Origin of the sequence: Chamaesiphon sp. VAR_69_metabat_338 (assembly GCF_031423935.1) — a bacterium.
In the GTDB taxonomy this organism is placed as follows: domain Bacteria; phylum Cyanobacteriota; class Cyanobacteriia; order Cyanobacteriales; family Chamaesiphonaceae; genus Chamaesiphon.
This window is the reverse complement of sequence record NZ_JANPGM010000009.1, coordinates 1-3,132: the sequence shown is the minus strand read 5'-3', so window position 1 is coordinate 3,132 and position 3,132 is coordinate 1. Positions and strand designations below refer to the sequence as shown.

Below are 3,132 nucleotides of genomic sequence, written 5' to 3'. Positions count from 1 at the left end.
CACGGCTGGAGTGAGCGCAGCCGCAAGTGTATTGACAAATGCTTGCAGCCAAAAAAGTAATAGTGAAGCCACTTCTTCTAGCGCAAGTCCAGTCGCTAGTATTGCCGCAGGGGATGCCCCTGAAGTCACCACAGCTAGGTTGGGCTTCATTCCACTCACCGATTCAGCACCTTTAATCGTTGCCAAAGAGAAAGGTTTGTTTGCTAAGTACGGCATGAAAGATGTCGAAATCCTCAAACAAACCTCTTGGCCGGTGACGCGCGATAACTTAGAGACTGGCTCGGGTGGTGGCGGTATCGATGGGGCACATATTCTGTCGCCGATGCCCTATTTCATGACCATGGGGATGACCAAAACCAAACAACCCGTACCAATGTATATTTTGGCGCGGCTCAATACCAATGGGCAAGCAATTTCGATCGCCAATACCTATAAAGATGCCAAAATCCAACTCAAAGGTGCGGGTTTTCAACAAGCAATAGCCAAAGCTAAAGCTGGCGGTAAAGCCGATCTCAAAGCCGCAATTACTTTCCCTGGCGGTACTCACGATCTGTGGATGCGGTATTGGCTATCTGCTAATGGTGTCGATCCTACTAAAGATATCTCGCTGGTGCCCGTACCACCGCCACAGATGGTCTCGAACATGAAAACGGCTAGTATGGAAGCCTTCTGCGTCGGCGAACCTTGGAATGCTAGGTTGGTCAATCAAAAACTTGGTTATACCGCTCTAGTAACTGGCGAACTGTGGAAAGATCATCCCGAAAAAGCCTTTGCAATGCGTGCTGATTGGGTAGATAAAAATCCTAAAGCAACTAAAGCCATCCTGATGGCAATTCAGGAAGCACAGCAATGGTGCGATAAAGCTGAGAACAAAGAGGAAATGGCTAAAATCATTTCTGGGCCTAAATGGTTTGATGTTCCTGTTGCCGATATCCTGGGCAGAATTCAAGGCAAGATCGATTATGGCGATGGTAGAACCGAAACGGCCTATCCAAATTCGATGAAATTCTGGGCAGATAATACCTCCTATCCCTATCAAAGTCACGATCTCTGGTTCTTAACCGAAAACATGCGATGGGGAAATATTCCTACTGATTTTGTTAAAGCCAAAGAGTTGATTAAAAAGGTCAATCGCGAGGACTTATGGAAATCAGCAGCAACAGCTCTCAAAGTGGATGCCGCCCAAATTCCTACTAGTACTTCGCGGGGTGTCGAAACCTTCTTCGATGGAGTGAAATTCGATCCGGCCAAGCCAGAAGAATATCTTAAATCTCTCAAAATTAAGAAAGCCTAAATTAACTAAAGCGGTAATACGTGAGTATAACTATTTTAGTTAACCAAGGCTTTGACAATAAAAACACTAGTTCGATTTTAGCATTTCCACAAAGCCTAGTCTGCGATCGATCCTGAGGCTAGGCTTGGGATCGATCGTCTGTTGCTCTATTGAGTTGTTGCGGAGATCTACCCACCCGACCCTCTGGACACCCCTGTCTTGACGCACACAAACGGGAGGAAACCTCCCGTTCGATGCGTCGCTGTCTTGACGATTTTTTTATTGGGAGGGAACAGCCGTTGGCGTTGGCGTAAACCTGCCGTAGGCACAGCCTCTCCGATCGGAGATATAAAACCGCCGCTTTAAGGAGGGGATTTTTCCAGGGAGGGAATTTTAGGAGTGCCTCTCTGTGGGGCAGATTGTTAGTTCAGCTTTTCATCAAAATGTCCGTATTATTTAGTAACCAGGAGAATCATGGCAGTCAGTAGTAGTCGAGAAGTAACCAAAAATCGCCGAGGAGTTAATAGTAATAACTCTTGGATTGTGAAGCAAGCACGGGGGATTTTGCCGCCTGTCGTTGCTTTGCTAGTATTTTTGGCGATCTGGCAATTACTATGTCCGCCAGGTTCTCAAGGCTTACCGGGGCCGATTCAAGTCGTGCAGGGAGCTTGGGATCCGTTTATTATCAATCCATTTTTCGATAATGGTGGTAACTCTAAAGGTTTAGCTTTACAAGTATTTGCAAGCCTACAACGGGTCGCGATCGGATTTAGTTTGTCGGCAATCTTTGGCGTCGGATTGGGAATTCTCATCGGTTCCAACAAATTAGTCTATCGCGCATTAGATCCGATTTTTCAGGTGTTGAGAACGATTCCACCGTTGGCGTGGTTGCCGATCGCCTTAGCCGCACTCAAGGATAATGGGCTAGCCGCAATCTTTGTGATTTTTATTACGGCTGTCTGGCCGATCTTAATTAATACTACTGTCGGCGTGCAGCAGATTCCGCAAGATTATATTAATGTCAAACGAGTACTCAAATTATCTAATAAGTCGTATTTTTTCAAGATTCTCTTACCAGCATCGTTACCTTATATTTTTACTGGCTTGAGAATTGGTATTGGTTTATCTTGGTTGGCGATCGTTGCGGCAGAGATGCTTAGAAGCGATGTCGGAATTGGCTTCTTTATCTGGGAATCTTATAATAATGCCTATCTCGATCGAATCATTCTCGCGCTAGTTTATGTAGGCATTGTGGGTTTCTTATTAGATCGATCGATTGCTTTTATTGGTAGCAAGATTGTGGCCGAAGAGCGGAAGTAGGATTGCTGCTAAAACCCTGGTGATGTTGGGCGGGTTTGCATCAAGTTATGAGTGCGTTCGATATTGAAGGCATAAACCTGCCCCTGCAAGTTATTTTGGCGATCGAGCGAATATTTAAAATAATTTGTTTACTAATCTCTACTCTCTACCCTCTACCCTTTAATCCTTAACCTATGTTTGTACAAATCGACCACGTAGATAAAGTATTTCCGCTGGCTAATGGTGGAAAGTATGTCGCGCTTAAGAATATCGAGCTAGAGATTCACGAGGGTGAATTTATCTCTTTAATCGGCCACTCTGGTTGTGGGAAATCCACCCTATTGAATACGATCGCCGGACTCGATCGAGCGACGTCTGGTGGGGTGATCTTAGAAGGACGAGAAATTACCGAACCTGGCCCCGATCGGATGGTAGTATTTCAGAATTATTCGCTGTTGCCGTGGTTGTCAGTCCGTGAAAATATTGCCTTGGCTGTCGATGAAGTTTATAGCAAGCAATCGCAGAGCGAACGCCGCAGCATTATCGATCGTCATATCGAA

The 3,132-nt window shown here is 45.5% G+C and carries 3 protein-coding genes; all 3 read left to right on the top strand.

Going from position 1 to position 3,132, the window contains the following annotated elements:
- On the top strand, positions 1-1,294 hold a 1,294-nt coding region (locus RMO84_RS00305), incomplete at its 5' end, for a CmpA/NrtA family ABC transporter substrate-binding protein (RefSeq protein WP_310486407.1).
- A 453-nt stretch (positions 1,295-1,747) separates the two neighbouring features.
- Positions 1,748-2,593: a nitrate ABC transporter permease gene (ntrB, locus tag RMO84_RS00300; protein WP_310486406.1), complete on the top strand. Its 846-nt coding sequence runs from the start codon at positions 1,748-1,750 to the stop codon at positions 2,591-2,593.
- Positions 2,594-2,766: 173 nt separating this feature from the next.
- A partial coding sequence (locus RMO84_RS00295; protein WP_310486405.1) for an ATP-binding cassette domain-containing protein occupies positions 2,767-3,132 on the top strand: 366 nt, incomplete at its 3' end.

Excerpts from the sequence above, each read along its gene's own strand:
- ntrB (WP_310486406.1), top strand. The coding sequence starts at position 1,748 with ATGGCAGTCAGTAGTAGTCGAGAAGTAACCAAAAATCGCCGAGGAGTT.